The sequence below is a fragment of the Piscinibacter sp. HJYY11 genome, assembly GCF_016735515.1.
GTDB lineage: Bacteria > Pseudomonadota > Gammaproteobacteria > Burkholderiales > Burkholderiaceae_C > Rhizobacter.
On the sequence record NZ_JAERQZ010000002.1, the window covers coordinates 36,860 to 63,052 of the forward strand.

Consider the following 26,193-nt stretch of genomic DNA (forward strand, 5'->3'; position numbering starts at 1 on the left):
AGCCAAGAACACAAGAAAGGTCTTCGCCATGCGCCTGCGTTTCGTCTTGCCCCTCGTGCTGTCTGCCGCGCTTGTGACGGCCGGCTGCGGCACCAACGTCGTCAACCCCGTCACCGGCCAGACCGAGCGATCGGTCATGAGCGAGCAGGACGAGATCGCCGAAGGCAAGAAGGCGCACGAGGAGGTGCTGAAGGAATACGGCGTCTATCCCGACACCAAGCTGCAGGCCTATGTGAACGACGTGGGGCAGCGCCTGGCGGCGCAGTCGCATCGCGCCAACCTCAAGTGGACCTTCACGGTGCTCGACAGCCCCGAGATCAACGCCTTCGCGCTGCCCGGCGGCTATGTGTACATCACGCGCGGCATCATGGCCTACCTCGACAGCGAGGCGGAACTGGCCGGCGTCATCGGCCACGAGATCGGCCACGTGACCGCCCGCCACGGCGCGCAGCGTGCCACGCGCCAGCAGCGCGCCGGCCTCGGCGTGCTGGCGGCTACGGTGCTCGGCGCGGTGCTCGAAGGTGCGGGCGTCTCGGGCGCCACCGACCTGGCCAGCCAGGTCTCGCAGACGGCGGCCGCCGGCTACATCGCTTCCTACAGCCGCGAGCAGGAAACGCAGGCCGACCAGCTTGGCGCCGAGTACCTGGCCCGCAACAGGTACAACCCGCAGAACATGGTCGAGGTGATCCAGGTGCTGAAGAACCAGGAAAGCTTTGCCGCCGAAACCGCCAAGGCCGAAGGCAAGGCGGAACCGTCCGCCTCGAACTGGCTGGCCTCGCACCCGGCCAACGACAAGCGGCTGGCCGACATCAAGGCCTACGCCACCAGGTTCTCCGGCCAGTACGGCGACGATTCTCGCCAGCGCTACCTGCAGGCCGTCGACGGCATGACCTTCGGCGACAGCCGCGAGCAGGGCGTGGTGCGGGGGCGGAACTTCTACCACGAGCCCCTGGGCATCGCGCTCACCGCGCCGCAGGGCTGGAAGGTGCAGAACACCGCGGCGGCGATCGTGCTCGTCAACGGCGAGGGCAATGCCGGCCTGATCGTGAAGCTCGTGCCGCCCAATGCCGGCAGCACGCACGAGGAGATCATCCGCAACGCGATCAAGCCGGTCGACGGCCGCACCGAGCGGCGCAGCCTGAACGGCTTCAACGCCACGCATTTCGTCGGCACCGTGCGCAACCAGCAGGGCCAGACCGGTCAGGTGCGCATCACGCTGGTGGCCGGCCCGGGCAACCGCAACTACCTGCTGCAGTACGCCGCCAAGGATGCCGCCACGCTGCAGCGTGCGAGCGCGCAGATGGCCGAGGCCGAGGGCTCGTTCCGCGCGCTCACCGCCGCCGACCGCGCCGCGGCACGGCCATGGGAGGTGAAGACGGTGACCTTCCCGCGCGGTGGTTTTGCCGAACTGGCGCAGGGCTTCCCGCTGCCCGACCTGGCCCAGTCGCGCCTGCGCCTGCTGAACGGCGTGTACGGCGGCTCGGCCGACCCCCGGCCGGGTCAGCTGGTCAAGACCGTGCGCTGAAGACCCGTCAAGCCGCCACGTGGATGGCGTGCAGCCCGAAGGGCATCAGCCGCGGCATCTCGGCCTGCACCACCGGCCCGTCGGCCAGGCGCTGTGCCTCGAACACCGAGAACAGCGTGCGGCCCTTCGCCAGGTCGAGCGCCGTGCCCACCAGCCAGCCGTCGCCCTCGCGCGTGCTGCCCGGGCGCGGCACGAAGAGGTGCTCTTCGACCATCACGTCGGCGCCGTAGCGGTAGTGGTCGGTGTGGCCGCGGCCGATGTCGTGGCGCATCACCGCGTCGTAGCCCGGCCGGTCGCCCGGTGACAGGCGCAGCGCCGCAAAGAGCTGCTGGTGGCGCTGCCCGACGCGGCGCGGGTCGATGCGCGGGAACTCCGAGGCCTGCGGCAGCACCTGCTGGCGCGCACGCCGGGCCTTGAGGTCGATCTCCACCAAGGTGAGGTGTGCGAACTCCTCGGTGCCGAAGTGGCCGCGCATCACCTCCTTCAGGCCGACGGTGGCGTGCCATGCATCGGCGGCGCGCATGCAATCGAGGCGGATCACGCCGTCCGGGTCTTCCCACGCGTTGCCGATGTGGAAGACGAAACCGGTGGGCAGCTCGAACCACTGCGGCTTGTCGAGTGCGTCCTTCGGCAGCACCAGCACGCGCAGGCCGAGCTGCGGCTTCCACACGTGGGCGTCGAGGAAGCTCATCTTGCTCTTCATGCGCGCCACGTCGAACACCAGCGGCGGCAGCAGGAAGACGAGGTGCTTCTCGGTCACGGCGAAGTCGTGGACCATCGCGATGTCGGGCACCGCCAGGGTGGTGGCGGTCGCGAGCACACCATCGGGGCGCACCCGGTAGAGGGCCAGCCGCCCGGCCATTGCGCTCACGCCGAAGTTCCACATCGTGCCGTCGGGCTCGATGCGCGGGTGGGCCGAGAAGGGCACGCCGGCGAAGTCGGGCGACCAGGTCTTCACGCCGCGCGTCTCGAGCGTCGCTTCGTCGAGGCGGTAGGCCGAGCCGCCTTCCCACAGCGCCATCAGCTCGCCGCCGTGCTTCACCACGCTGGTGTTGGCGACGTTCAGCGAGTCGGGCCCGGTGGGCGGCTTGCCGTCGGCGAGGAAGGTGCCGAAGCCCGAGATCACCGGCTTGCCGGCGGCCGTGTCGGCGAGGTATTTCTCGGTGCGCACGAAGCGGCCTTCGTGGGTGATGCCGGTCGGCCCGAGCTTGTAGCGCTGGAGCAGGCCGTCGCCGTCGAACCAGTGGTGGTAGCGCATGCCGCCGAGCTGGTGCCGGGCCGGGCCGTTGCGCAGCAGGGCCCCGTGCAGGGCGGGCGGCAGCTTGCCGTGCAGCGTCATCGCCATCGGCGCCACGTCGGCCTGCACGCCGACGAAGGCCTGCGTCCATGGGTGGGCGGCTCGTTGCGCCTCGAAGGCCTGGGCCGTCGCAGCGTCGGCGCGTGCGGCGAGCGGCAGGCCCAGGGCGGGCAAGGAGAGGGCGCCGGCGCCGAGCAGGCGCTGCAGCGCGCTGCGGCGGGTGGTGTCGTGCGAGAGGAAGTCTTGCATGGCGGCCTCCGTCGCGTCAGCGCAGCGTCACGCGCAGCGTGGTGTCGGCCTGCAGGTCGACCGCCGCGTCGCTGAAGCTGGGCGGGCCCATCAGGCCGCCGCTGCCGGTGAAGCCATAGCGCTCGGTGGGCAGGCCCAGCACGTTGGTGTCGAGCTTGCCGTTGCCGTTTTCGTCGTGGTAGCCGGAGAAGGCATAGCGCCCCGGCGCGAGGCCGGTGAAGACGAGCACGGTCTTGTCGCCGGCCGACGGCACCTTCTGCGTCTGCACGGCGTTCTCGATCTTGAGCCAGCCGGTTTCGCTGTTGTAGATGGCGGCGCTGACCTGGCCTTGTGCCGAGCGGGCATCGGTGACCTCGATGGTGAGCGTGAGCGCGGCGGCGGTGCCGCCCGTGCCGGCAGAGATGGCGGCGATGGCAATCAGGTGGGAGAGCTTCATAGGTCGGTCCTCGCAGGGTGGGAAGTGAGGAGCCGATGGTGTCGAGCCGCCCGCCGGCGGGCCACGGCGGTGCGACGAAGCGCCGGCGGCGTGTCGCCAACGGCGCCTGGCCGGGCGCGAACGGTGGGCGAAAAAGCCGGCTCTTGAAATCCTGCGGCGGGTTCACATCTCTGGCCTGTCGGCGGGGGGACCGCCGCGCAGCCAGATGAACCGTCAAGGAGGCCAAGATGTTTGCTTCGATTTTCAACACCCCAGAAAGTGTCTTCACCCAGTTCGACCGCCTGCGCCGTGAACTCGACGAGGTGTTCACCGACAGCCGCGCGCCGAGCAGCATCCGCTCGGTGGCCTATGGCAGCGCGCCCCCGCTGAACGTGGGCCGCACGCCCCGCAGCGTGGAGGTCTATGCCTTCGCGCCGGGCCTCGACGCCTCGAAGATCGACGTGACGCTCGACCGTGGCGTGCTGCGCATCAGCGGCGAGCGTGTCGCCGACGTGCCCGAGAAGGACGTGAAGACCACCGTCTACGCACGTGAACGCAGCGCGGGCCGCTTCACCCGTTCGGTGTCGCTGCCGGACGACGTCGACCCGGACCAGGTGACCGCCACCTACCGCGACGGCGTGCTGCAGGTGAGCATCGCCCGCAAGGAAGCCGTGCAGCCCAAGCGCATCACGGTGCAGTAAACACAGCCATCAGCAAGGAGATCCTCATGAGCACCCGCAACGACATCACCACTTCCACGTCGTCGTCATCGACGCAAGACCAGCGCCGTGCCGTGCAGCCTGCGATCGACGTGTTCGAGACCGACGCCAGCATCACCTTGCTGGCCGACATGCCCGGCGTGCCGCGCGAGCAGCTGGAGATCCAGGTCGAAGGCGACTCGCTGCTGATCCAGGGCGAAGCCAAGCCGCAGATCCCTGCCGACCTGGAGCCGCTGTGGGCCGAGGTGCGGACGCCGCGCTTCCGCCGCAGCTTCACGCTGAGCCGCGAGCTCGACACCTCGCGCATCGAGGCCAACCTGAAGGACGGCGTGCTGACCCTGCGCATCCCCAAGCATGCCCAGGCGCAGCCGCGCCGCATCCCGGTCAGCGCCTGAGACACCGGCCGGTACGACCGACAAGCCCGCGGCAGCCCCGCGGGCTTTATTTTGGGCTTGTATATTCCTGATTGGCTATATACTGATCTGGCAATGCAGACCGATGCCTTGAATCTGGCCTTCGCCGCGCTGGCCGACCCGACGCGCCGTGCCATCGTCGCGCGGCTCGCCGATGGCGAAGCCACCGTCAACGAGCTGGCCGAGCCCTTCGACATGAAGCAGCCGTCGATTTCGAAGCACCTCAAGGTGCTCGAGCGCGCCGGCCTCATCTCGCGCAGCCGCGCCGCGCAGACGCGCCCGTGCCGGCTGGAGCCGGCGCGCCTGAAAGACGTGGCCGACTGGGTCGGTGCGTATCGCCAGATGTGGGAAGACAGCTTCGACAAGCTCGATGCCTACCTGCAGGCCACCTCTTCGTTTTCTTCACCCAAGGGAAAAGCCCATGGCCGCAAACAACGCTGACGCCGTCGTGTTCGAGATCACCCGCCACTACGACCGGCCGCTCGCCACGGTGTGGAAGGCGTGGAGCGAGGCCGAGGCGCTTCAGCAATGGTGGGGGCCGAAGGGGTGCAGCATCGAGGTGCGGCGCTTCGAGTTCCAGCCTGGGGGCTTTTTCCATTACGCGATGAAGTTCCCCGGTGCAGAGCCGATGTGGGGGCGATTCAACTACCGCGTGATCGAGGCGCATAAGCGGCTGGTGTGGCTCAACTCGTTTGCCAACGAGCGATGCGGGATTGCGCGGGCGCCATTCAGCCCGGACTGTCCGTTAGAGATCGAGAACAGTGTTTTCTTCTCGGAAGCGGGCGGACAGACGACGGTGCTGCTGCGCGCGCAGCCGTTCGGCGAGGTGGCGGCGGAGCGGCGCTACTTCGAGGAGCTGCGGCCTTCGCTGAATGAGGGGTACGGGGGTACTTTTGATCAGCTGGGCGAGTTTCTTTTCACTGCGTGAGGCAGCTTGCCGGGAATTCGCCCCGGCGGGCGAGTCACTTTCTTTTGCTTCGCCAAAAGAAAGTAACCAAAGAAAAGGCGACCCCGTTCGCCGGTCCGCCTAGGGCGGACTACTCTGCGCTGCTCGGACTTGAGGGCTCGCGCAGAACTCGCTACGCGGCCTGTGGCCGCTGCGCTCAAACAGCTGCGCGAAGTCAGATGACGAAGCGCGCTGCGCGCGCAGCCCTCAAGCCCTGTGCTGCTCGACGGCTCTCAAGGGCCCCGGGATACCCTCGCCAGCTTCGCTGGCCTTGTACTCTCGACTCGCTTCGCCTCGTGCTTGAAGGCGGGCGCGCAGCGCTCCGCCCTTATTGCGATGCGAAGCGAGCTGTATCGCTCCCGTGGGTGGCGTCGAGGAGCGCAGGGCTTGAGGGGCGCGCGCGTGAGCGCGCTTCGTGAACATTCTTCGCGCCTCTTGTCTGAACGTAGCGAGCGCAGCTCGCGAAGTGAGTTAGGCGCGGCCCCTCAAGACCGAGCACCGCAGAGCAGTCCGGCCTCCGGCCGGACCGCCACCGTCGGGTCGCCTTTCTTTGCCTACTTTCTTTGGCGAAGCAAAGAAAGTAGGTCGCCCGCCGGGGCGAATTCCCGGCAAGCAGCCTCACGCAATGAAACCAGCCTAAGCCGAAGTGCGCCTAGCCTCCACCAGCTTCACCATCGTGTGCAACACCCGGTTGGCCGGCGTCGGCACCCCAAGCGCCTCCCCCCGCCGCACCACAAGCCCATTGAGATGATCGATCTCGCTCGGCTTCCCCCGCGCCACATCCTGCGCAGTCGACGAATACTGCCCCGGCATGGTCTCCCCGATGCGCCAGGTCGCCGCCGTCACGTCACCCGGCACCGTGATGCCTTCCGCCGCCGCCACCGCCAGGCACTCGGCGATCACGTCGCGGATCACGTCGCGCACGCCGTCCACCTTCAGCAGCCCGCCGTAAGGCAGCTGCGCCACCGCCGACAGCGCGTTGTAGGCGCAGTTGATGGTCAGCTTGGCCCAGAGCGCGCCGCGCACGTCGGGCGACACCTCGGTGGGCACGCCCGAGGCGATGAGCGTGCGGGCGAGTTGGTCGCTGCCCTCGAAGGGCTCGATCACCAGATCGCCGCGGCCGTGATGCTTCAGGTGCCCGGGGCCCGCCATCTCGGTGGCCACGTAGACCACCACGGCGGCCACGGTGTGCTGCGGCAGCACGCGGCGCAGGCGCTCGGCGTTGTCGACGCCGTTCTGCAGGCTCAGCACCACCGCGCCGGGCGCGAGGTGCGGGCGCAGCTCTTCGCCGGCCGACTCGGTGTCGCCCGACTTCACGCAGAAGAGCACGAGCTGTGCGCCGGCCACGGCCGACGCCTGTGTGCTGGACTGAACCGGCACGTGTTCGTCGAAGCCTTGCGTGTCCATGCGCAGGCCGTTGCGGGCGATGGCGTCCACATGCTGCGGGCGGCCGATCAGTGTCACCTGATGCCCGGCACGCGCGAGCATGCCGCCGTAGTAGCAGCCGACGGCACCGGCGCCCATCACGGCGACGGTCAACTTTGGGGTGTTCGAGGGTTGTTGCATGAGCGTTCAGGAGTGCGTCAAAAAGTCGCAGGGTTTGCGCGCATCGCGGTGCAGCAATGCGTGGCGAATACTAGGCCGTTGCAGTCTCATTTGCAGGAGCCACACCCCATGCGCGATTACCTGAAGTTCTACATCAACGGCCGCTGGGTCGACCCCAAGACGCCGAAGACGCTCGACGTCATCAACCCCGCCACCGAAGGGGTGGCTGGCCGCATCTCGATGGGCTCGGCCGCCGATGTCGATGCGGCGGCGAAGGCCGCACGCGCTGCGTTTGCCACCTACTCGCAGACGAGCGTCGACGAGCGCATCGCGCTGCTCGAACGCATCATCGGCGAGTACAAGAAGCGCTACGCCGACATGGCCGCCGCCATCACCGAAGAGATGGGCGCGCCCGCCGCGCTCTCGCAGAACGCACAGGCCGCGATGGGCATCGGCCACCTGCAGACGGCGCTCGGCGTGCTGAAGCAATTCCACTTCAGCGAGCCCCGCGGCACCACGCTGATCGTGAAGGAGCCCATCGGCGTGTGCGGGTTCATCACGCCGTGGAACTGGCCGGTCAACCAGATCGCGTGCAAGGTGGCACCCGCGCTCGCCGTGGGCTGCACCATGATCCTGAAGCCCTCCGAGATCGCCCCGTTCTCGGCGCAGATCTGGACGGAGATCCTCGACGCAGCCGGCGTGCCGGCCGGTGTGTTCAACCTCGTCAACGGCGATGGCCCGACGGTGGGTGCGGCCATTTCCAGCCACCCCGACGTCGACATGGTGTCGTTCACCGGGTCCACACGCGCCGGCATCGAAGTGGCGCGCAACGCGGCCCCCACCGTGAAGCGCGTGCACCAGGAGCTGGGCGGCAAGTCGCCCAACATCATCCTGCCCGATGCCGACCTCAAGAAGGCGGTGACGGCCGGCGTGCGCAGCGTGATGACCAACTCGGGCCAGTCGTGCAACGCTCCCACGCGCATGCTGGTGCCCAACAGCAAGATGGACGAGGCGATCGCCATCGCCAAGGCCGCCGCCGAAGCGACCACCGTCGGCGCACCCGACAGCGGCGCGATGCTGGGCCCGGTGATCTCGGCCACGCAGTGGGACAAGATCCAGACGCTGATCCAGCAGGGCATCCAGGAAGGTGCCACGGTCGTGGCCGGTGGCCCTGGCAAGCCGCAGGGGCTGGAGAAGGGCTACTACGTGAAGCCGACCGTGCTCGCGAAGGTCACCAACCAGATGACGGTCGGCCGCGAAGAGATCTTCGGGCCGGTGCTGGTGATGATCGGCTACGACACGGTCGACCAGGCGGTGGAGATCGCCAACGACACGCCGTATGGCCTCGCGGCCTACGTGTCGGGCACCGACACCGAGCAGGTGCGCAAGGTCGCCTCCAGGCTGCGCGCCGGCCAGGTGAACCTCAACAGCGCGGCGGTCGACATGATGGCGCCCTTCGGCGGCTACAAACAGTCGGGCAACGGGCGCGAGTGGGGCGACCATGCCTTCGGCGAATTCCTCGAGACCAAGGCCGTGCTGGGCTATGCGCCGAAGCCGGCCTGAGCTTCCGGGAGGGAGCTGCATCTAGTAAGGGTGCTTGCCCGGTGATCCGGGCAGCCCCATAGTCGGCGCACCACTTCAAGATGCGCATGACTGCTGTCCCCCCGGCCCTGGCCCGCGCCAGCCTGCCTCTCCACACCGCCGATCTGCGCGGGCTCTCGCGCCTGGTGATCGATGGCGTCGTCGGTGTGACCGACATCGTGGAGGCCATGCACCTCACGATCGGTGCGCGCGCGGGCCTGATGCGGCCTGGGCTCGGTGGTCGCAGCGCCGGCATCACGGGTCTGGTCTACGGCGTCGTGCGCGGCGTCACACGCACCGTGGGCCGTGGCCTTGACGCGGTGCTGCCCGCCGGTCGCGCCTTGCCTGCCGATGTGTCACCCGAGCGCCAGGCGCTGGTGTCGGCGCTCAACGGCGTGTGGGGCGATCACCTCGCGAAGACCGACAACCCGCTGGCGATTCCCATGTCGCTGCGTGTCGGAGGACTGCCGTACGAGACGGCGTTGCAAGCGCCGACGGGCAGGGTCGTCGTGATGGTCCACGGCTTGGCGATGAACGACCTGCAATGGCTGCACCGTGGCCACGACCACGGCGAGATGCTGGCGCGCGAAGTCGGCTACACCCCGGTCTACCTCCACTACAACACCGGCCGCCACATCTCGCAAAACGGCCGCGACCTCTCGGCCTTGCTCGACTCGCTGGTGGACAGCTGGCCGGTGCCGCTGCAAGAACTCGTGATCGTCTGCCACAGCATGGGTGGGCTGGTGGCGCGCAGCGCATGTTCGTTCGGCGCCGGCGGGCGCTGGATGCAGTCGCTGACCAAGCTCGTGTTCCTTGGCACGCCGCACCACGGTGCGCCGCTGGAGCGTGGCGGGCGGCTGGTCGACGCGCTGCTGGAGTTCAGCCCCTATGCCGCGCCGCTGGCCAGGCTCGGCAAGGCGCGGAGCGCCGGCATCACCGACCTGCGCTTCGGCAACCTGCAAGACGCCGACTGGCAGCACCGCGACCGCCATGCGCAGAAGCACGATGACCGTGTGCCCACGCCGCTGCCCGAGGGCGTGCAGAGCTTCTTCGTGGCAGCGACCAAAGGCGAGACCGCGCGTGGGCTGCGCAGCACCTTGGTGGGTGACGGGCTGGTGCCACTGGCCAGTGCCCTCGGCGAACACGAGGACCCGGCGCTGGCACTCAATGTGCCGAAGAACCGCCAGCTCGTCGTGACCTCAGCGGATCACTGGGACCTGCTGAGCCACGACAAGGTCAGCGAGCAGCTGCGCAAGTGGCTCGCCTGATCGAGCCGGCTCTTATTGAGCCAGCTCCTTGATCATGTTCCGCGCGATCACCATCTGCTGGATCTGGCTCGTGCCTTCGTACAGGCGGAACAGGCGCACGTCGCGGTAGAAGCGCTCCATCGCGTGCTCGGCGATGTAGCCCGAGCCGCCGAGGATCTGCACGCCGCGGTCGGCCACGCGGCCCACCATCTCCGATGCATAGAGCTTGGCGCACGAGGCTTCGGTCGAGTGCGGCAGCTTGAGGTCGCGCTTGCGGGCCGCGTCGAGCACCATGCACTCTGCGGCGTAGAGCTCGGTCTTGCTGTCGGCCAGCATCGCCTGCACCAGCTGGAATTCGCCGATGGGCTGGCCGAACTGCTTGCGCTCCACGGCATAACGCAGCGCGTCGTCGAGGATGCGCTTGGCCACGCCCACGCAGATGGCCGCGATGTGGATGCGGCCCTTGTCGAGCACCTTCATCGCGGTGTAGAAGCCCTTGCCCTCCACGCCACCGATCAGGTTTTCGGCCGGCACGCGGCAGTTGTCGAAGATCACGTCGCAGGTGTGCGCGCCTTTCTGGCCCATCTTCTTGTCGCGCTTGCCGAGCGTGATGCCCGGCGACTTGGCGTCGACGATGAAGGCCGAGATGCCCGAGGCGCCTTTCTTGGCCGGGTCGGTGCGGGCCATCAGCGTGAAGATGCCGGCCTGCGGTGCGTTGGTGATGAAGCGCTTGGTGCCGTTGACGACGTAGTGGTCACCGTCCTTGATGGCGGTGGTGCGCAGCGAGGCCGAGTCGGAGCCCGAGTCGGGCTCGGTCAATGCGAAGGACGCGATGATCTCGCCGGTGGCCATCTTGGGCAGGAACTTCGCCTTCTGCTCCTCGGTGCCGTCCATCAGGATGCCCTGCGAGCCGATGCCCACCGTGGTGCCGAACACCGAGCGGAAGGCCGGCGAGGTCTGGCCCATCTCGATCATGGTCAGCACCTCTTCTTCCATCGTCAGCTCGAGGCCGCCATAGGCCTCGGGGATGGTCAGGCCAAAGAGGCCCAGCTCGCGCATCTCGTCGACGATGGCCGGGGGGATCTCGTCGGTCTCGGAGACCTCGTGCTCGGCAGGCACCAGGCGCTCGCGCACGAAGCGGCGCACGCTGTCGACGAGGGCGGTCAGGATTTCTGGGTCGCGGATCATGATTTTTGGATGGCAGTGCTGGAAAGTCGAAAGCCTACCGCGTCTGCCGATGTCGCCTTGGCGACGTCTCGGTGCCCCTGCTGCCAGCCTGCCGCCAGCAGGCTTCGGCGCTTGTGCCTACCATGCCGGCCTCGCATCAAGACGAGCCTCCATGTCCACAGCACCCGATTCCCAGCCCGCGGTCTCCATCGCCGGCCTGTCCAAGACCTATGCCGGCGGCTTCCAGGCGCTCAAGCGTGTGGACCTCGACATCCGCCGCGGCGAGATCTTCGCGCTGCTGGGGCCCAACGGCGCCGGCAAGACCACGCTGATCTCGATCGTCTGCGGCATCGTCACCGGCAGTGAAGGCCGCGTGACGGTCGCTGGCCACGACATCGTGCGCGACTACCGCGTCACCCGCAGCAAGATCGGCCTCGTGCCGCAGGAGCTGGCGACCGACGCCTTCGAGAGCGTGTGGGCCACCGTGAGCTTCAGCCGCGGCCTCTTCGGCAAGGCGCCCGACCCGGCGCGCATCGAGAAGGTGCTGCGCGACCTGTCGCTGTGGGACAAGCGCAATGAAAAGATCATGGCGCTCTCGGGCGGCATGAAGCGCCGCGTGATGATCGCCAAGGCCTTGTCGCACGAGCCCGAGATCCTCTTCCTCGACGAGCCGACCGCCGGCGTCGACGTGGAGCTGCGCCGCGACATGTGGGAGATGGTGCGCCGCCTGCGTGAAGGCGGCGTGACCATCATCCTCACCACCCACTACATCGAAGAGGCCGAAGAGATGGCCGACCGCGTGGGTGTGATCCGCAAAGGCGAGCTCATCCTCGTGGAAGAGAAGGCCACCCTCATGAAGAAGCTCGGCAAGAAGCAGCTCACCATCGAGCTGGAGCAGCCGATGGCGCAACTGCCCACGGAGCTGGCCGCGCTGCAGCTCGTGCTCAAGCCGGGCGGCCACACGCTGCAGCGCGATTTCGATGCGGCCGAGGCGAGTGCCGGGGTGGCGCCCATCCTCAAGCGCATGGCCGAGCTCGGCATCGGCTTCAAGGACGTGCACACCCAGCAGAGTTCGCTCGAAGACATCTTCGTGAGCCTCGTGCATGACAACACCAAGGAAGGAGCAGCCGCATGAGCAGCAGCGTTGGAGCTTTCAACCGCCATGGCGTGCTCGCGCTCTACCGCTTCGAGATGGCGCGCTTCTTCCGCACCGTCGGCCAGAGCCTCATCACGCCGGTGATCACCACCTCGCTCTACTTCGTGGTCTTCGGGTCGGCCATCGGCCAGCACATGCAGAACGTCAACGGCGTGCCGTATGGCGCCTTCATCGTGCCGGGGCTAATCATGCTGTCGGTCTTCACGCAGAGCCTGTCGAACGCGTCCTTCGGCATCTACTTCCCGCGCTTCACCGGCACGGTCTACGAGATCCTGTCGGCGCCGATCTCGCCCTTCGAGATGGTGGTGGCCTACGTGGGCGCGGCGGCCACGAAGTCGGTGATCCTCGGCCTCGTGACGCTCGCGACGGCAGCCTTCTTCGTGCCACTCAAGATCGCGCACCCGGTGTGGATGGTCGGCTTCCTCGTGCTCACCTCGGTCACCTTCAGCCTCTTCGGTTTCATCATCGGCATCTGGGCCAAGGGCTTCGAGCAGCTGCAGCTCATTCCCATGCTCGTGATCACGCCGCTCACGTTCCTGGGCGGCGCGTTCTACTCGATCGACATGCTGCCGCCGCTGTGGCGCACCGTCACGCTCTTCAACCCGGTCGTGTACCTCATCGACGGCTTCCGCTGGAGCTTCGTCGATACCGCCGACGTGGGCGTGGGCTGGAGCCTGTCGGCGGTGAGCTTGCTGCTCGTGGTGTGCATGGGCGTCGTCGCGTGGATGGTGCGCACGGGGTACCGCTTGAAGAACTGAACTTCAAGCGCGGCAGATCGCCAGCAGCGACACCACCGAGAACCACACCCCGGGCAGCAGCACCGCCAGCAGCGTGAGCCCGCAGTGGCCGAGCAGCAGCACGCCGCCGCAGGCCACGGTGCCTTTGAAGAGGCGACTCATGGATGGTCGCAGCCGCAGGCGCTGCTGCTCTTCTTCGCCGTGTCGTAGCGGTCATGGTGGCGGATCCAGTCCATGCCGTGCGCGAGGCCTGCTTCATCGCGGCCCTTGGGTGCGATGTCGATGAGCTCGTAGGCGCCCATCATCACTTCCACGCCGCGGCCATAGGTCGAGTAGGTGTGGAAGACCTGGCCCTTGTCGTCGCGGATGAAGGCGCTGACGCCGGGCGCCTCTTCGTGCGGGAAGGCGGTCATGCCGTAGTTGTAGTAGACCTCGCCGCGCCGGCGCTCCTCGTCGGTGAAGCTCACCTGGAAGTCGAAGTTGAAGTCGCTGCCGTTCGACGAGACCCACGGGAACTGCCAGCCCATGCGCTGGCGGAAGCGCTCGATCTCCTGCAGCGGCGCACGCGACACCGCCACGAAGCTCAGGTCGCGCGCGGCCAGGTGGGGCAGGGCACCGTCCACGTGGTCGGCCATGAACGAGCAGCCGCTGCAGCCTTCTTCCCAGCCGGGCGCGAGCATGAAGTGCTGCACGATGAGCTGGCGGCGGCCGTCGAACAGCTCGGCGAGCGTGCGCGGGCCCTGCCGCGAGTCGAACACATACGGCTTGTCGACGAGCACCCAGGGCAGTTGCTGGCGGCTGCGGGCGAGCTCGTCGCGCAGGCGTGACATCTCCTTCTCGCGTGCCAGCAGGCTCTTGCGTTCGGCGATCCAGCGGTCGCGGGTGACGACAGGGTGGGACGTGGTGATGGCGGTCATGGTGGGTCCTTTCGAGGAATTCAGGCCAAGCGCTGCCCAGCACCCTCGCGGAGCGCGCTCGTCGTGGAAGAACGTTGTGGAGGGTGCTGTGGTCAGGCGCGCGGGCGCTTCACGGCGCGCAGCTTGCCGCTGCCACCGCCACCACAGTAGAAGAGATCGGCGCGGTCGGACTCGAGGCCGCTGATGCCGGTGCCGGGCGGCATGCGCAGGCGTTCCTTCACGTCGCCGCTGTGCGGGTCGATGCGGCGCAGCTCGCTCTCGTCGCCTTCCCAGGTGCCGTGCCAGAGCTCGCCTTCGACCCAGGTCACGCCGGTCACGAAGCGGTTGGACTCGATGGTGCGCAGCACCCGCCCCGTCTCGGGGTCGACCTGGTGGATCTTGCGTTCGCGGTACTGGCCGACCCACAGGCTGCCGTCGGCCCAGGCCATGCCCGAGTCGCTGCCCTTGCCGGGTGCGGGGATGGACAGCAGCACGCGGCCATTCGCGGGGTCGATCTTGTCGATGCGCGATTCGGCGATCTGGTAGAGGTGCTTGCCGTCGAAGGCGGTGCCGGCATCGCCGCTGTGGTCCAGCGTGCGGGCGACCTGGCCGCTGTCGGGGTCGATGGCGATCAGCTTCTCGCCGACCGCGGCCCACACATGGTCGCCGTCGTGGGTGACGCCGTGCACGGCGCTGCAGCCGTCGAAGGGCCCGTATTCGCGGGCGATCTGGGCCGGGCGCGCTGCGACCTTCAGGGTGTCGGGCGGGCTGTCGGCCTGGGGGGTGAGGATGGGCATTGTCTTGCTCCTGGGTGCGAAGGGTTGGAATGAACGCGGCGCCGTGGAGAGCAATTTATGCGAGGGGCAACGAAGACGGGAGTAACAAGATCGTCGTGAATCCGGCGAGCGGCGGCGCCAGCCAGCGCTGCGCGCGCGCACGGCCGATGGCGCGCACGCGGCCGGCGGCTTCCAGCTCGGCGAGCGCGCGTTGCACCGTGCGCTGGCTGGTGTCGAGCGCGAGCGCGAGCGCCGAGGTGGACCAGGCCGCGCCGTCGGCGAGCAGGGCCTGCAGCGAGGCCTGTTCGCCGTCGATGGGGGGCACCAGCACGGCGAGCGGCCGACCGCTAAGCGGTGTGAGCGCAAAACCGCGCGACGTGGCGTCGATGCGTGCCATCGGCGCGACGAGCTTGCGCAGGCGGCCGATCTCCACCCGCAGGCGCGCGCGGTGGGTTTCGTCGGGGCGGCGGGTGCGGAAGGCGTGTTCGATCAGCGCGTCGCGCGGCACGTCGCCGGGCCAGGCATCGGCCAAAGCACGGGCCAGCGAGAAGAGGATCGGCCGGCGCGCGAGCGGCACCCACCGCGTGCCGGCGCGCAGGCCGTGCCGGCAGGCGTCGAGCACCAGCGTGCCGGCGTCGAAGAGGGCTTCCACTTCGTCGAGCCGCAGCGGTGTTTCGCCCGTCGAGTCGACACGCCGCGCCGCCGGCCGATCGAGCGAGCCGCGCGCTTCGGCGATCTCGGCCACGAGCGCCGGCACGCCGGCTCGCTCTGCCGCCGCCTGCGCGCGGGCCAGCGCCGCGCGGGCGTCGGCCGTGTGCAGCGAACGCAAGGCGAGCTCGGCCGACACCAGCTCGGCGATCGCGCGCAGCGGGTGCGGGAGCGCGCGGCCATCGAGTGCCTGCAGCGCGTCGGCCGCCTTGTCGAGCTGCCCGAGCAGCAGGTGGCGGCGTGCGCCCACCAGGTGGGCGTGCAGTGCGTTCGCGTGGTCGGCATGGGCTTCGAGGCTCGCCACGGCCGCGCTGAGCGTTCGGGGCGCACCGCCCAGGTCCCGCATGGCCAGCGCCACCTCGGCCTCGGCGACGACGCAGCGGGCACGCGAGAGCTCCTCGTGCCGGCCGAAGGCGCGCGCCGCGCGCCTGAGCAGTTCACGCGAGCGCGGCAGCTCGCCGAGCTGCGCCATCGCGATGCCGCGCAGGGCGAGCGCCGGCGGGTCGTCGCGCAGGCTGATGCGTTTGAGCGCATTGAGCGCGTCGCCCGCAGCGAGGGCGCGGGCCGAGGCGGCGATGAGGGAATCCATCGCGCGAGGTTAGCGCGGGTGGCTGCAGGACAATCCGCGGCATGACCACGCCCGCCTCGCCCGACCTCGACCCGAAGCCCGAGCCGCCGGTGCAGCCCGATTTCGACCAGTGCTGCGGCAACGGCTGCGAGCCCTGCATCTTCGACCTGCACGACATGGCGATGGACCAGTACCGGCAGGCCATGCGGGCCTGGAAGGCCCGCCACCCGGAAGCGGCGGAGTGACGGCGCCCCAGCGCCTGCGCCCGGCGGCCTATCGCCGCGCGATCGGTCCCGTCATTTGAGCCCGGCCCACCAGCGCTTGTTGGTGCGCGGCTGGCCCACGGTCAGCACCTCGCCGATCTCCGGCGTGGCGAGCTCGATGCCCTTGGCCGCCGAGAGGTCGGCCAGCCGGTTGAGCGGGTCCTGCCAGGTGTGGAAGGCCAGGTCGAAGGTGCTGTTGTGCACCGAGTACAGCACCTTGCCGCGCAGGTCCTGGAAGGCCTGCACGGTCTCTTCAGGCGTCATGTGCACGGCGGGCCAGTAGGCGTCGTAGGCGCCGTTTTCCATCAGCGCGAGGTCGAAGCCGCCGAAGCGCTCGCCGATGGTCTTGAAGCCGTTGAAGTAGCCGGAGTCGCCGCTGTAGAAGAGGCGCTGCTCGCCGCTCTGGATGACCCACGAGGCCCACAGCGTGCGGTCGCGGTCGGTGAGGCTGCGGCCGGAGAAATGCTGCGAGGGCGTGGCGGTGAGTTGCACGCCGTCGTGCGCCGCGGCCTGCCACCAGTCGAACTCCTGCACACGCTCGGCGGGCACGCCCATGTCGACCAGCCGGGCCTTCACGCCCAGCGGCACGAAGTAGCGCTGGACGCGTTGCGCGAGGTACTCGATGGTCGGCACGTCGAGGTGGTCGTAGTGGTCGTGCGAAAGGATCAGCCCTTCGATCGGCGGCAGCTGCTGCAAGGTGAGCGGCGGCGCATGGAAGCGCTTTGGCCCCGCAAAGCTGAACGGCGACACCCGCTCGCCGAACACCGGGTCGATGAGCCAGAACTTGCCACGCAGCTTGAGCAGGTGGGACGAATGGCCGAGGCGCACCACGTGGTTGGCCTGCGCATCCAGCGCTTCGAGCTGGGCAGTGGTGATCGGCCGCACGGGGATCGCATCCACCGGCACCGTGCCGACCTTGCTGGCAAAGATGAAGCGCGACCAGATGGTCCAGGTGCCGGCGCCCGGAGGCGTCTGCGGGTTGGGCGGGTTGGCGAAGAGGCAGCCCTTGAACTGTGGCGAGCTGGCGTACGGTGAGTCGCAGTTGCCGCTGCTGGTGCAGCCGGCGACGAGGATCAGGCCGAAGGCGGCGAGCAGGCCGCGAATCCGTGAGGCGTTCATGCGGCCAGTTTGCACGAGCCGCTTTAAGGCGCCTTAATCTGCGCGGCGCAGCGCGCTTGGCTCAGAACGTCACCTTGACCGACTCCGCCGAGCGGTTCGCCGCCCCGTGGAACACCGCCTCGACGTTGTTGCCGTCGGGGTCGAGCACGAAGGCGGCGTAGTAGCCGGGGTGGTAAGGGCGCTCGCCGGGGGCGCCGTTGTCCTGGCCGCCGTGGGCCAGCGCCGCCTTGTAGAAGGCCTCCACCGTGGCCCGGTCGCGGGCCTGGAAGGCGAAATGGTGGCGGCCGGTCAGGTGGCCTTGCGCAGCCTGGCTGCTCACGGTCGAGACGAACAGCTCGTCGGCCCAGAAGTAGCCGTCGCCCGAGCCGCCGATCGGGATGCCCAGCACCTCGAGCACGGCGGTGTAGAAGCGCTGGCTGGGGGGCAGGTCGCGCACGACGAGTTGCAGATGGTCGAAGAGGCGGCCGCGGTGCAGTTCGTGAGTGTTCATGGCGAGGCTCCTGTGGGGTTGGTCAAGGCCATCCTAGGCGGCAGGCGGCGTGCCGCGCGCTTGTCAGGGCCTGTCAGGGCGCTGCAGTTTTTTTCAGGGCGGCGTGTCGCTTCACCGGCAAGGTCCACGAGATGCACGCGCGGGTGGGTGGCCGCTACAAGACCCGGCAGATGGTTGCACGCTCCGATGGCAGGAGTCGCTGCTGCAACTGGCCGCGCTCGTGGAGCCGGACATTCCCGGCTGAGCCCGTCGCCTCTCAGGCGCTGCGGCACAGCGCCGCCACCACGTCCGACTGCGTGATGATGCCGACGAGCCGCTTGTCGTCGTCGATGATTGGGATGTGGTGGTGGCCGGTGTCGGCGAAGAGCGGCACCAGCTCGCTCAAGCGCCGGTCGGCGCTCGCCACGCGCACCTGGCGCACCATGATCTGGCCCACGGTTTCGGGCTTCGTCGTGTAGGGCGTGGGCGAGGGGGTGAGGAAGCTGCGCAGCTTGTCGACCCAGCCGTGGTGGAAGTCGACATCGGCATGGCGCATGAAGTCGGCGAGCGTCACCACGCCCACCACGCGACGCACCTTGTCGACCACCGGCAGCGCCTTGATGCGGCGCTCGCGCAGCAGCTTCCACGCGTCTTGCAGCGAGTCGCCGAACTCCACCGTGACGAGGTCGGTCGACATCACGTCGCGGCAGCGCAGCTCGCCCAGGCGGCGGCGGTAGGCCTCGAGCTCGGTCTGCGCGAGCAGGGCCTGCAGGTCGTCGCGGCTGACGTCGAGCACCTGGTTGTAGCGGCGCAGCACGGCGTCGAGGTCGGCCTCGCTGAAGACGGGCCTTGGCGCGCTCGGGGCCGGCGTGGCCAGGCTCTGGCCGTGCGGGTAGCGTTTGCCGGTCGCGTTGTTGTAGACGATGCCGGCGGCCGCGAGTGCCAGCGAATGCGTGAAGACCGGCGTGAGCGCGAAGACCGGATCGTGCACGTTCGACAGCACCACCAGCAGCGCACTCGCACCCCCCGGCGGGTGCAGGCAGCGCGTGGCAAACATCGCCCCGATGGCGAGCGCGACCGCGAGCGCCGCGGTGCTGGGCGTGCTGCCGAGCGTGGTCGTGACGGCGATGCCCACCAGGGCCGACACCGAGTTGCCGCCCACCACCGACCACGGCTGCGCCAGCGGGCTGGCCGGCAGGCCGAACACCAGCACCGCGCTCGCACCGAGCGGGGCGATCAGCCACTGCAGGCCAGCCTGGCCGCCGAGGCTTGGTGCGACCGCAGCGCTCAGCAGCGCGGTGAACAGCAACCCGAGGCCCGCACCCGCGGCCACCCGCCAGCGCTCGCGCGCGTCCACCGGCAGGGCGGCGGGCCTGAGGTCGGCGAGTCGCTGTGCGAGACGCGCACGCCACGTCGGGGTGCTGAGGTCGGTGCTGGACATGGAGGGGCGAAGGGCGCGGTGCGCCTGTCTGGGAGGCCGGCATTGTGGCCGGCCACCTGTTCGCGCGTGCACGCGCGGGAATCGACGGTGCTAAGCTGGCCCGCGCTTGTCCACTCTCTCACGCGAGACCACCATGCCCGGATTGCTGCCCCACGTCGACCCCGAAGGCCTGCTCGAGTTCTCGGTCGTCTACACCGATCGTGCGCTCAACCACATGTCAAAGAAGTTCCAGGGCGTGATGCGCGACATCTCGGCCACGCTGAAGGAGGCCTACAACGCCAAGGCCGCGATCGTGGTGCCGGGCAGCGGCACCTTTGGCATGGAAGCGGTGGCGCGGCAGTTCGCCAGCAACCAGAAGGTGCTCGTGATCCGCAACGGCTGGTTCAGCTTCCGCTGGACGCAGATCTTCGAGATGGGGAACATCCCCTCGTCGGCCACCGTGCTCAAGGCCAAGCGCATCGGGGCGGCACCCGACGCACCGTTTGCCCCCGCGACCCTCGACGAGGTGGTGGCCGCCATCGAGCGCGAGAAGCCTGCCGCGGTGTTTGCCGCGCATGTGGAAACCGCGAGCGGCATGCTGCTGCCCGACGACTACCTGCGCGCCGTGGGCCAGGCCGTCACGGCGGCGGGCGGGCTCTTCGTGCTCGACTGCATCGCCTCCGGCGCGTTGTGGGTCGACATGGTGAAGAACCACGTCGACGTGCTGATCAGCGCGCCGCAGAAGGGCTGGAGCGGCTCGCCCGGCTGCGCCTTCGTGATGCTCGGCGAGCGTGCGCGCGCCCGCATCGACCAGACCACCAGCACCAGCTTCGCCTGCGACCTGAAGAAGTGGCTCACCATCATGGAAAGCTACGAGGGCGGCGCCTACAGCTACCACACGACCATGCCGACCGATGCGCTCACGCGCGTGCGCGACGTGATGCTCGAAACCAAGGCCTTCGGTTTCGAGAAGGCGCGTGCGGCGCAGCAGGAACTCGGCAGCAAGGTGCGCGCGCTGCTCGCAAAGAACGGCTTCAAGAGCGTGGCCGCGCCGGGCTTCGAAGCCCCCGGCGTGGTGGTGAGCTACACCACCGACCCCGAGATCCAGTCGTCGAAGAAATTCCTCGGCGCTGGCTTGCAGACGGCCGCCGGCGTGCCGCTGCAGTGCGACGAAGGCGCCGACTTCAAGACCTGGCGCATCGGCCTCTTCGGGCTCGACAAGCTCGGCAACATCGACCGCACCGTCAGCCAGCTCGACGCGGCGCTCAAGCACATTCGCTGACGGCGCGCTTCTTCAAGCCTCGGCCAGCTTGAAGACGTTGACCGCCTCCGAGAGGCGCGTGGCCTGATCGCGCAGGCTGGCGGCCGCGGCGGCGCTTTCTTCCACGAGCGCCGCGTTCTGCTGCGTCGCGCGGTCGAGCTGGGTCACTGCGTCGCTCACCTGGCCGATGCCGGCCGTCTGCTCCGAAGTGGCGCGAGAGATCTGGTCGATGAACCGGCTCACGTTCTGGATCTCGGCCACGATGGCGCCCATGGCGCGGCCCGCTTCGTGCACCTGGCGTTCGCCCTGTTCCACGTTGTCGACGCTCGCGCCGATGAGCGCCTTGATCTCACGTGCTGCACCGGCCGAGCGCTGCGCGAGCGAACGCACTTCGCTCGCCACCACCGCGAAGCCCCGGCCTTGTTCGCCGGCGCGCGCCGCTTCCACCGCCGCATTGAGCGCCAGGATGTTGGTCTGGAAGGCGATGCCGTCGATCACGCCGATGATGTCGGCGATCTTCTTCGACGAGGCGGCGATGTCCTGCATGGTGGTGATCACCTGGTGCATCGCCCCGCCGCCATCGACTGCCGCCTGCGAGGCCTTTGACGCAAGCGCGTTGGCCTGCTGCGCCGTCGCGGCGTTCTCGCGCACGGTGCCGGTCAGCTGCTCCATCGACGAGCTCGTCTGCTGCAGATGGCTTGCCTGGTGCTCGGTGCGCTGGCTGAGGTCGGCGTTGCCGGTCGCGATCTGTTGCGACCCGGTGGCGATCGAGTCGGAGGCGTCCCGCACATGCGACACGAGCTGCGCCAGGCTCGTCTGCATCGTGGCGAGCGATGCCAGCACGCTGCCCTCGGGCGCCTGCTCGGCTTTGGGCAAGGGGCTCAGGTCGCCGCTTGCCACGCGCTGGGCGGCGCGGCCCAGCTCGGCCGGCTCGGCGCCGAGCGCGCGGGTGAGGCTGCGGGTGATCGCCACGCCGCAGCCCACGGCCACGGCGAAGGCAAGCACGCAGGCCGCCAGGAGCAGCCGCTGCTGCGCCTGGTAGTCGGCGGTGGCCTGTGCCACCTGGGCCTGCGCGCGTCGCTCGGTGTATTCGGCATAGCGGCTCGAGGCCTGCAGCAGCGCGGCGAGCCTGGGCCGGCACTCCTGCGCCAGCTTGGTGAGCGCCGCCTCGCGCTGGCCCTTGTTCGCCAGGTCGACGATGGCCAGGGCGACGGGGCCGTAGTCCTGCTCCACGCGGGCCAGGCCGGCGATGAGTTCGCGCGCTTCGGCGGTGACCTGGGTGTCTTCGGTGGCCAGGCGGTTCAGCTCGGCGAGGCCTTGCTGCACGGTCTCATGGGCGCGGGCGGCTGCCTGGCGCTCCGACTCGAGCTCGCCTGGGTCGGTGAGCAGCAACAGGTTGCGCGCCGCAATGGCGCGGGCGTCGACCGCCTTGTGCACCTTGACCGCTGCGTTGGCGCGAGCCGTCACGCCTTGCACGTAGTCGACGAACGCGCGGTCCGTCTGGGCCAGCGCTTGCAGCGACAGGGTGGACACCAGCAGCACGAAAGCGGCGAGCAGCCCGAAGGCCAGGGCCAGCCGGGTCTTGACGGTGAGGGAGTGGGTGGAGTGCATGACGGTGCGAAATCAAAGTGAGGTCGCCACGATAGTTCATCAGAACTGACGTGACAAGCGTCAGAAATGATCGCCTGTGAACTACTTCACCCTCTTGGTGCAGGCGAACTTGATCCATATCAAAGGTCTTGTATTTCGTCAGAACTGACGTATGCTCTCGCGCATGACGCGACCCCCGACCGCTTCAGACACGGCGCCCCGCATCCTCCCGAGCCGACTGGCCTGGGTGGGCGAGGGTGTGCCGCGCCGCGCCGCGGTGGCAGGCGAACTCACGCGCTTCGACGACAGCGACGACTTCCTGCTCGCCCCCGATGCCTTTGGCTACGACTTCTACGTGGTGCACCTGTCACAGCGTGGCGTGCCGGGGCTCGACCTGGTGCGCCTGATCCGCAAACGTTCGGCGGCGGGCCTGGTGGCGCTCGACAAGGGCCCAGCCCTCGCCTTCGCGGCAGCGCTGGACCTCGGTGCCGACATGGTGCTGCCCGAGACGTGCAGTGCCGACGAGCTGGCCGCCGCGATCGCCAGCGTCCACCGCCGCGCGCAGGTGGCGCAGGCACCCGCCTCCACGAGGCCCTGGACCCTGGTCGAAGCCCGCTCCGCCTTGCAGGCGCCAGACGGCACGGAGATCTCCCTCAGCGCGAGCGACTTGGTGTTGCTGCAGTGCTTCGCCGAATCGGCGGACGGCAAGGTCAGGCGCGAGGCGCTGGTCAGGCGGCTGTGGGGCCAGGGCGTCGACGGGGCGATGGAGAACGCCTTGCACGCGACCGTGTACCGTCTACGCAAGCGCATCGAGCAGGCCGGCCATCCGCTCGTGCCGCTGCACTCGGTGGCGAAGGTCGGCTACGAATTCCGCGCGCCCCTCGTCAAGGCTTGAAGAGGCGCTCGAGCAGGCGCTCGATGCGCTCCTGCGGCAGGTCGGATGACGCGAGCAGGCTGGCCAGCAGGTCGTCGGTGCCCGGCGCTTCGGCGAAAGCCATCTGCCAGGCGGCAAAGCGGCGTGCCGGCAGCTTGCCCTCGCGCAAGGTCCTCACGGCTTCGTGGCGCGTGTCGGCCGTGATGGCTGCCAGGGTGTCGGCGACCGCACCGGCCGGGCCTTCCAGCCATTGCGCGAAGTGTCCGCCGGTGAAAACGAGAGACCCGGTCAGCCCGCGCCCGGCATTCGCGGGGCGTGCACGCGCGAGGATGTCTTCCACCTCCAGCGGCGTGGCCAGTGAGCGGCTGATGTAGACGATGTGGTGGAGGGGGGCGTGCATGGGGCGGGCGGTGAAGCGAACCGAGGGTAGCGCCGGCGTCGGGCGCGGATGCCGGGAACAGCGCCCGGCAATGGGGCCTGTTCTGGCTATCCGGTGCGGCGTTGCTTCCCGGGCGTCTCGTCCGTGCCCAAGGCCTGCGCCAGGTAGGGCGCGGTGCGGCTCTCAGTAGCCTGCGCCACCTCCGCTGGCCGGCCACAGGCCACCTGCCGGCCGCCATCCTGCCCGGCGCCGGGGCCCATGTCGATGACCCAGTCGCTCGCGGCCGCCACGCGCATGTCGTGCTCGACCACGACCACCGTGTTGCCGGCGTCGACCAGCCCGTTGAGCTGCGTCATCAGCCGGTCGACGTCTGATGCATGGAGGCCGGTCGTCGGCTCGTCGAGCACATAGAGCGTCTCGCCGCGCTGCGTGCGCTGCAGCTCGGTGGCGAGCTTAATGCGCTGGGCCTCGCCGCCCGAGAGCTCGGTGGCCGGCTGGCCGAGGCGCAGGTAACCGAGGCCGATGTCCTGCAGCAAGTGCAGCGGACGGCGCAGCGCCGCTTCGTCGGCGAAGAAGGCGAGTGCTTCGCCGACCGTCATGCCCAGCACTTCGGCGATGTTCTTCTCGCGCCAGGTCACCGTCAGGGTCTGCTCGTTGTAGCGCGCGCCGTGGCAGGTGGGGCAGGGGGCGTAGACGCTCGGCATGAAGAGCAGCTCGACGCTGACGAAGCCTTCGCCCTCGCAGGTGTCGCAGCGGCCCTTGGCCACGTTGAACGAGAAACGGCCGGCGTCGAAGCGGCGCCGGCGGGCCGCGGGCGTGGCGGCGAAGAGCTTGCGCACATGGTCGAAGAGGCCGGTGTAGGTGGCGAGGTTGGAGCGTGGCGTGCGGCCGATGGGCTTCTGGTCGACGCGCACCAGGCGGCGGATCGCCTCCATGCCCGAGCCGATGTGGCCGCGTGCGGTCTCGGTGATCTCGCCGGCGGCATCGTCACCCTCGTCGTCGGCCGGGGGCGGCTCGTGGCCGAGTTGTGCCGACACCAGTTGCACCAGCGCCTGGCTCACCAGGCTCGACTTGCCCGAGCCCGACACCCCGGTGACGCAGGTGAAGGCGCCGATCGGGAAACGCGCATCGAGCCCGTGCAGGTTGTGGCAGGTGACGCCTTCGAGCGTGAGCCAGCGGGTGACCGCGCGCTGCGGCGCGGCGAGGCGCCGCTCGCCGAAGAGGTGTTTCGCGGTGTGCGAGGCCGTGACATGGCGCAGGCCCTCCGGCGGCCCGCTGTACAGCACCTGGCCGCCGAGCTCGCCCGCATCGGGGCCCACGTCGACCAGCCAGTCGGCACGGCGCATCAGCGACACGTCGTGCTCCACGACGAAGATCGAGTTGCCGCCATCCTTGAGCCGCCCGAGCGCGCGCAGCAGCGCTTCGCCATCGGCAGGGTGCAGGCCGGCCGATGGTTCGTCGAGCACGTAGACCACGCCGAAGAGGTTGGAACGGATCTGTGTCGCCAGCCGCACCCGCTGCAGCTCGCCGGGCGAGAGCGTGGGCGTGCTGCGGTCGAGCGAGAGGTAGCCCAGGCCCAGGTCGCACAGCGTGCTCACGCGCTCGAGCACGTCGTGGGCGATGCGCTGGGCGGCGATGCGCTTTTCTTCCGAAAGGTGGGGCGTGAGCCGCACGTCGGGCGCGGCGGCGTGCGCCGGCCCGCCGGCGGCCACGCGGCGGGCCGTGTGCTCGCGGCTGGCCGTGCGGCTCAGGCTGGGCGACGCGGGGGTGTCGCTGTCGAAGCGGCCTTGCGCGGCGGGCAGCAGCGCGTCGGCCAGCCGGGTGAGCGGCATCTGCGAGAGCTCGCCGATGTCGACCCCGGCGAAGGTCACCGACAGCGCCTCGCGCTTGAGCCGCTTGCCGTGGCATTCGGCGCAGAGGCTGCCCACCATGTAGCGCGAGACGCGCTTCTTCATCAGCGCACTCTGCGAGGTGGCGAAGGTCTGCAGCACGTACTTGCGCGCGCCGGTGAAGGTGCCGTGGTAGCTCGGCTCTTCCTTGCGGCGCAGCGCGGCGCGGGTCTCGGCGGGCGTGAAGCCGGCGTAGACGGGCACTGTCGGCTGCTCGTCGGTGAAGAGGATCCAGTCGCGGTCTTTCTTCGGCAGGTCGCGCCAGGGCGTGTCGACGTCGTAGCCGAGGCTGACGAGGATGTCGCGCAGGTTCTGCCCATGCCAGGCGGGGGGCCACGCGGCCACCGCGCGCTCGCGGATGGTGAGCGAATCGTCGGGGACCATGGACTTCTCGGTCACCGCGTACACATGCCCGAGCCCGTGGCAGACCGGGCAGGCGCCCTGGGGTGTGTTGGGCGAGAAGTCTTCGGCATAGAGCATCGGCTGCCCGCGCGGGTAGGTGCCGGCGCGTGAATACAGCATGCGAAGCAGGCTGCCGATGGTGGTGACGCTTGCCACGGTCGAGCGGGTGCTGGGCGTGCCGCGCTGCTGCTGCAGCGCCACCGCCGGCGGCAGGCCGTCGATCGAGTCGACATCGGGCACGCCCACCTGGTCGATCAGGCGGCGGGCGTAGGGCGCAACCGATTCGAAATATCGGCGCTGCGCCTCGGCGTAGAGCGTGCCGAAGGCGAGCGACGACTTGCCCGAGCCCGAGACGCCGCTGAAGACGACGAGCGCGTTGCGTGGCACGTCGAGGTCGACGTTCTTGAGGTTGTGCTCGCGTGCGCCGCGCACGCGCACGAAGCCGTCGTCTTGTGGGGCGCGGATCGGGGTCTGGGCAACGGTGGGCTTGGGCATGGCAGAGGGCTTCGGCAATTCACATACCGCGGGGGTGGATGGTCCGGCCTGGCTCCTGACGCCCTCCTGTCGCGTGCTCGCATACGA

General features: G+C 69.2%; 26 protein-coding genes. 12 read left to right on the plus strand and 14 right to left on the minus strand.

From position 1 onward, the window contains the following. The first annotated feature begins 28 nt into the window (after positions 1-28). Entirely contained in the window at positions 29-1,525 is a 1,497-nt protein-coding gene (locus tag JI745_RS23890; RefSeq protein WP_201812874.1) for a M48 family metalloprotease, read from the plus strand. A 7-nt stretch (positions 1,526-1,532) separates the two neighbouring features. Here the strand turns inward: JI745_RS23890 and JI745_RS23895 are convergent, their stop codons facing one another. Further along, positions 1,533-3,071 carry a carotenoid oxygenase family protein gene (locus tag JI745_RS23895; RefSeq protein WP_201812875.1) on the minus strand — a complete coding sequence of 513 codons (1,539 nt, stop codon included), beginning with the start codon at positions 3,069-3,071 and terminating at the stop codon, positions 1,533-1,535. 16 nt (positions 3,072-3,087) lie between these two features. Next, positions 3,088-3,507, minus strand: a complete 420-nt coding sequence (locus JI745_RS23900; RefSeq protein ID WP_201812876.1) for a DUF2141 domain-containing protein — start codon at positions 3,505-3,507, stop codon at positions 3,088-3,090. Between the two features lie 227 nt (positions 3,508-3,734). Here JI745_RS23900 and JI745_RS23905 point away from each other — a divergent pair, with 227 nt between their 5' ends. From JI745_RS23905 to JI745_RS23920, 4 genes are all read left to right on the plus strand, one after another. Then, positions 3,735-4,187, plus strand: a complete 453-nt coding sequence (locus tag JI745_RS23905; RefSeq protein ID WP_201812877.1) for an Hsp20/alpha crystallin family protein — start codon at positions 3,735-3,737, stop codon at positions 4,185-4,187. 26 nt (positions 4,188-4,213) lie between these two features. Next, positions 4,214-4,600, plus strand: a complete 387-nt coding sequence (locus tag JI745_RS23910; protein WP_201812878.1) for an Hsp20/alpha crystallin family protein — start codon at positions 4,214-4,216, stop codon at positions 4,598-4,600. A 93-nt stretch (positions 4,601-4,693) separates the two neighbouring features. After that, positions 4,694-5,059, plus strand: a complete 366-nt coding sequence (locus tag JI745_RS23915; RefSeq protein WP_201812879.1) for a helix-turn-helix transcriptional regulator — start codon at positions 4,694-4,696, stop codon at positions 5,057-5,059. Next, positions 5,040-5,546 carry an SRPBCC domain-containing protein gene (locus JI745_RS23920; protein WP_201812880.1) on the plus strand — a complete coding sequence of 169 codons (507 nt, stop codon included), beginning with the start codon at positions 5,040-5,042 and terminating at the stop codon, positions 5,544-5,546. The genes JI745_RS23915 and JI745_RS23920 overlap by 20 nt, the downstream gene beginning before the upstream one ends. 654 nt (positions 5,547-6,200) lie before the next feature. On the opposite strand, the gene JI745_RS23925 is transcribed toward JI745_RS23920, so the two are convergent. Then, on the minus strand, positions 6,201-7,103 hold the full coding sequence (locus JI745_RS23925) for a ketopantoate reductase family protein (RefSeq protein WP_201813455.1): 903 nt from the start codon (positions 7,101-7,103) through the stop codon (positions 6,201-6,203). Positions 7,104-7,238: 135 nt separating this feature from the next. Between JI745_RS23925 and JI745_RS23930 the strand changes: the two genes are divergently transcribed. Both JI745_RS23930 and JI745_RS23935 read left to right on the plus strand, forming a co-directional pair. Continuing rightward, the gene (locus JI745_RS23930) at positions 7,239-8,672 is read left to right on the plus strand and encodes an aldehyde dehydrogenase family protein (RefSeq protein WP_201812882.1); all 1,434 of its coding nucleotides are present in this window, start codon (positions 7,239-7,241) and stop codon (positions 8,670-8,672) included. Positions 8,673-8,758: 86 nt separating this feature from the next. After that, on the plus strand, positions 8,759-9,958 hold the full coding sequence (locus tag JI745_RS23935) for a triacylglycerol lipase (RefSeq protein WP_201812890.1): 1,200 nt from the start codon (positions 8,759-8,761) through the stop codon (positions 9,956-9,958). Between the two features lie 12 nt (positions 9,959-9,970). Here the strand turns inward: JI745_RS23935 and JI745_RS23940 are convergent, their stop codons facing one another. Beyond that, positions 9,971-11,125, minus strand: coding sequence for an acyl-CoA dehydrogenase family protein (locus tag JI745_RS23940; RefSeq protein ID WP_201812892.1), 1,155 nt, complete (start codon positions 11,123-11,125; stop codon positions 9,971-9,973). 151 nt (positions 11,126-11,276) lie between these two features. Here JI745_RS23940 and JI745_RS23945 point away from each other — a divergent pair, with 151 nt between their 5' ends. Together JI745_RS23945 and JI745_RS23950 are read left to right on the plus strand one after the other, a co-directional pair. Then, a complete protein-coding gene (locus tag JI745_RS23945) occupies positions 11,277-12,239 on the plus strand; it encodes an ABC transporter ATP-binding protein (protein ID WP_201812894.1) in 963 nt (320 codons plus the stop codon). Next, complete coding sequence (locus JI745_RS23950) at positions 12,236-13,018, plus strand: ABC transporter permease (RefSeq protein WP_201812896.1); 783 nt, start codon at positions 12,236-12,238, stop codon at positions 13,016-13,018. Before JI745_RS23945 ends, JI745_RS23950 begins: the two co-directional genes overlap by 4 nt. A gap of 3 nt (positions 13,019-13,021) precedes the next feature. Here the strand turns inward: JI745_RS23950 and JI745_RS23955 are convergent, their stop codons facing one another. From JI745_RS23955 to JI745_RS23970, 4 genes are all read right to left on the minus strand, one after another. Beyond that, positions 13,022-13,159 carry a hypothetical protein gene (locus JI745_RS23955; RefSeq protein ID WP_201812898.1) on the minus strand — a complete coding sequence of 46 codons (138 nt, stop codon included), beginning with the start codon at positions 13,157-13,159 and terminating at the stop codon, positions 13,022-13,024. Further along, a complete protein-coding gene (locus tag JI745_RS23960) occupies positions 13,156-13,914 on the minus strand; it encodes a thioredoxin family protein (RefSeq protein ID WP_201812899.1) in 759 nt (252 codons plus the stop codon). The genes JI745_RS23955 and JI745_RS23960 overlap by 4 nt, the downstream gene beginning before the upstream one ends. Positions 13,915-14,006: 92 nt before the next feature. Further along, positions 14,007-14,690: a PQQ-binding-like beta-propeller repeat protein gene (locus JI745_RS23965; RefSeq protein ID WP_201812901.1), complete on the minus strand. Its 684-nt coding sequence runs from the start codon at positions 14,688-14,690 to the stop codon at positions 14,007-14,009. A 55-nt stretch (positions 14,691-14,745) separates the two neighbouring features. Further along, positions 14,746-15,966: a helix-turn-helix domain-containing protein gene (locus tag JI745_RS23970; protein WP_201812903.1), complete on the minus strand. Its 1,221-nt coding sequence runs from the start codon at positions 15,964-15,966 to the stop codon at positions 14,746-14,748. Between the two features lie 41 nt (positions 15,967-16,007). Here JI745_RS23970 and JI745_RS23975 point away from each other — a divergent pair, with 41 nt between their 5' ends. Beyond that, on the plus strand, positions 16,008-16,190 hold the full coding sequence (locus tag JI745_RS23975; RefSeq protein WP_201812905.1) for an oxidoreductase-like domain-containing protein: 183 nt from the start codon (positions 16,008-16,010) through the stop codon (positions 16,188-16,190). 51 nt (positions 16,191-16,241) lie between these two features. Here JI745_RS23975 and JI745_RS23980 read toward each other — a convergent pair whose 3' ends face one another. From JI745_RS23980 to JI745_RS23990, 3 genes are all read right to left on the minus strand, one after another. After that, positions 16,242-17,327 carry an MBL fold metallo-hydrolase gene (locus tag JI745_RS23980; protein ID WP_201812907.1) on the minus strand — a complete coding sequence of 362 codons (1,086 nt, stop codon included), beginning with the start codon at positions 17,325-17,327 and terminating at the stop codon, positions 16,242-16,244. Between the two features lie 61 nt (positions 17,328-17,388). After that, positions 17,389-17,817 carry a VOC family protein gene (locus JI745_RS23985; protein ID WP_201812909.1) on the minus strand — a complete coding sequence of 143 codons (429 nt, stop codon included), beginning with the start codon at positions 17,815-17,817 and terminating at the stop codon, positions 17,389-17,391. 256 nt (positions 17,818-18,073) lie between these two features. Continuing rightward, positions 18,074-19,237, minus strand: coding sequence for an HPP family protein (locus JI745_RS23990; RefSeq protein WP_201812911.1), 1,164 nt, complete (start codon positions 19,235-19,237; stop codon positions 18,074-18,076). A gap of 133 nt (positions 19,238-19,370) precedes the next feature. Between JI745_RS23990 and JI745_RS23995 the strand changes: the two genes are divergently transcribed. Further along, positions 19,371-20,498 (plus strand): aminotransferase class V-fold PLP-dependent enzyme, encoded by a 1,128-nt coding sequence (locus JI745_RS23995; protein ID WP_201812913.1) that lies wholly within the window; start codon positions 19,371-19,373, stop codon positions 20,496-20,498. 12 nt (positions 20,499-20,510) lie between these two features. On the opposite strand, the gene JI745_RS26850 is transcribed toward JI745_RS23995, so the two are convergent. Next, entirely contained in the window at positions 20,511-22,088 is a 1,578-nt protein-coding gene (locus JI745_RS26850; RefSeq protein WP_201812915.1) for a methyl-accepting chemotaxis protein, read from the minus strand. A gap of 163 nt (positions 22,089-22,251) precedes the next feature. Here JI745_RS26850 and JI745_RS24005 point away from each other — a divergent pair, with 163 nt between their 5' ends. Beyond that, positions 22,252-22,962, plus strand: coding sequence for a winged helix-turn-helix domain-containing protein (locus tag JI745_RS24005; protein ID WP_201812917.1), 711 nt, complete (start codon positions 22,252-22,254; stop codon positions 22,960-22,962). Here JI745_RS24005 and JI745_RS24010 read toward each other — a convergent pair. Together JI745_RS24010 and JI745_RS24015 are read right to left on the minus strand one after the other, a co-directional pair. Then, entirely contained in the window at positions 22,952-23,341 is a 390-nt protein-coding gene (locus tag JI745_RS24010) for a BLUF domain-containing protein (protein WP_201812919.1), read from the minus strand. The two genes, JI745_RS24005 and JI745_RS24010, sit on opposite strands and share 11 nt — an antisense overlap. 86 nt (positions 23,342-23,427) lie before the next feature. Then, positions 23,428-26,106: an excinuclease ABC subunit UvrA gene (locus JI745_RS24015; protein ID WP_201812921.1), complete on the minus strand. Its 2,679-nt coding sequence runs from the start codon at positions 26,104-26,106 to the stop codon at positions 23,428-23,430. Positions 26,107-26,193: the final 87 nt, after the last annotated feature.